Origin of the sequence: Shewanella sp. SG41-4, assembly GCF_014164505.1 — a bacterium.
GTDB lineage: Bacteria > Pseudomonadota > Gammaproteobacteria > Enterobacterales > Shewanellaceae > Shewanella.
The window spans coordinates 1-2114 of the sequence record NZ_JACJFI010000467.1; the positions used below are offsets into that span (position 1 = coordinate 1).

Consider the following 2114-nt stretch of genomic DNA (forward strand, 5'->3'; position numbering starts at 1 on the left):
ACTGGCTTCATCAATAACAAGCAGGTGCTGTAAATTGTCTTCATCAATAGGTTTACCTCTCAAGAGCTTGGCTATTGTAGAAGTAGTAAAACTGATTGACTCCTGTAATCGCATAGCAGCACGACCACTCAAAGCAACAGCGTGTATCTCAAACCCCATCCGACTATAAGCACTAATCACTGTTCTGAGTACAGTAGTTTTACCAGTCCCTGCCCCACCAGTTATACAACTAACAGCATTGTCCAAACACGCTAACACTGCCTCAACTTGCTTTTGGGTGAGATCATAGGGTAATTCAGCGACAGCAGAAATATATGCATACTTTGAATGTTCGTTATAAAGGTTATATTGATTGGAAAGTGACTTAAGTCGTTTTGCAACGACATTTTCCATAAGTAATTGTGCCGTGGGATGGTAAGTGCCTGTAGTTTGATTCAGTAGGTACTGAGCATTATTATTTTCAGCCATAAATGCATTATCAACTAATTCTTTATTTTTTAGCAGCTTAGTTAAATGGGGACGTAAGTCAGCTTCTGTTGTGTAGGTATGTCCTTTCTCGACTTCTTTTCGTATCGCTATTTCAAGGGCTGCACTCAATCGCCTATGATCATCTAATGCAATCTCAAACTTTGTTTGAGAAAGTGCATCCACAGCAGTAAAGCTCATTCCAAATCCTACTAGCAAGTAAGGATTAAGTTTGATAGCTTCAATGGATTGTTCTGTGTGATACTTTAACAAACGCAGCTGCACGCTTGCAGGTATCTTGTTTTGAGACAGCCAATTACAGTAGGAAAGATTTTTGTATTTGGTATAACCTTCGAACAAGGCATTGATTGACTCCTCACTCAGAATGCTTCTAAGTAACTTTCTGGACTCTAATGTATCTTTTTTTAGAGTTGAATGAAAACTCTTACCTAGCAGCTCCCAAAGCGCTCTAGCCTTACTTTCACCAACACCTTTAAAAGAACTTTCTTTAGCAATAAAACTAATCAAGTGTTCGCCAGCCTCAGGCAATCTGCACTCAACAAACTCTGGAGACTGGAAGATATGCTGCTCCATTAAATAGCCACCGGAGGCTATACTCTCTATTTGTCGTGGTCCTTTAATTAACCAATATTGGCCAAGTGTAGGTTGCACAGGTAAAGTATTGGGATCAACTTTTATTGTAATGTAGTATTTGCCAACATTTAACTTGAAAGAGTTTTTCTTGATAGGAACACCGCTGAATACGATTATCGTGGATGAACTAAAGGGTATGCTAGTGACACGAAAATAGTCTTCATACTGAGTGGCATTCATCGTGGCATAAACCCCATCTCTGACAAGGTCTCAGAAAGTTCACCAAAGCGCTTTAACTTGATCTTTAACTCTTTGACCTCTGCTTTTAACTCAAAATTTTCAGTTTCTAATGAAGTTAAGCGATTTGAATCAATGACTTTACTATTCGCGGAACTATCATACTTTTTTGGTTCACCTGTTACTTTAGTAACTGAACTGGGAATCTGCGGCAATATGCCTTTCTCTCGCAAATCATCTTCTAATTGTTTTAATTGAGATCGTATTTCTGGATTTTGAGTTAATGCTGATTTACCACAACCTATAGCTTTAGCAATTTCACCTCGATTAAGTTGCCCCCTATACACAATATTTTTAAAATCATCATCTTGCTGAGTCGCGGTCCATACAATAAAACTGTCAAGGTTATGCTGTGCTTTTTGTTGACCATTTGCCATATATAAGCAACCTCTTTAAATATTGTAGTAAATAAACCGACATCTACTCAGTAAGTAAAATCCATTTTAATTAAAGAGAAGAAAAAAGGGAAATCTTTAATTTCCATAATGATTTCATTGTCTAGAATACTCCTAACCGTTCCGAGTCTCAGATCACTCTCATAACCACTAGAATCACGCATCAGCCTTAGAATTAATGAATGAGATAATTGCAACTCGCTGCTTAATTGTGACTTATCGAAATCAACCTTTGATTGGATCTGAAAGCTGCTTTGATCACTTAGTGCAAAGTCTTTCTCCCGAGCAATTAACACTTCACGGTTAAGGGCACTAAGCTCAGCCTCAAGAGATTGAATTTTCTTTTTTGATTGACGTAACTCT

General features: G+C 37.9%; 3 protein-coding genes. All 3 read right to left on the bottom strand.

Annotated features, from left to right (window positions below):
* Positions 1-1299: AAA family ATPase (locus H5202_RS21165; RefSeq protein WP_182773794.1), on the bottom strand; the 1299-nt coding region annotated here is incomplete at its 3' end.
* Complete coding sequence (locus H5202_RS21170; RefSeq protein WP_182773795.1) at positions 1296-1733, bottom strand: VPA1267 family protein; 438 nt, start codon at positions 1731-1733, stop codon at positions 1296-1298. The genes H5202_RS21165 and H5202_RS21170, both read right to left, overlap by 4 nt.
* A 47-nt stretch (positions 1734-1780) precedes the next feature.
* On the bottom strand, positions 1781-2114 hold a 334-nt coding region (locus H5202_RS21175), incomplete at its 5' end, for a hypothetical protein (RefSeq protein ID WP_182773796.1).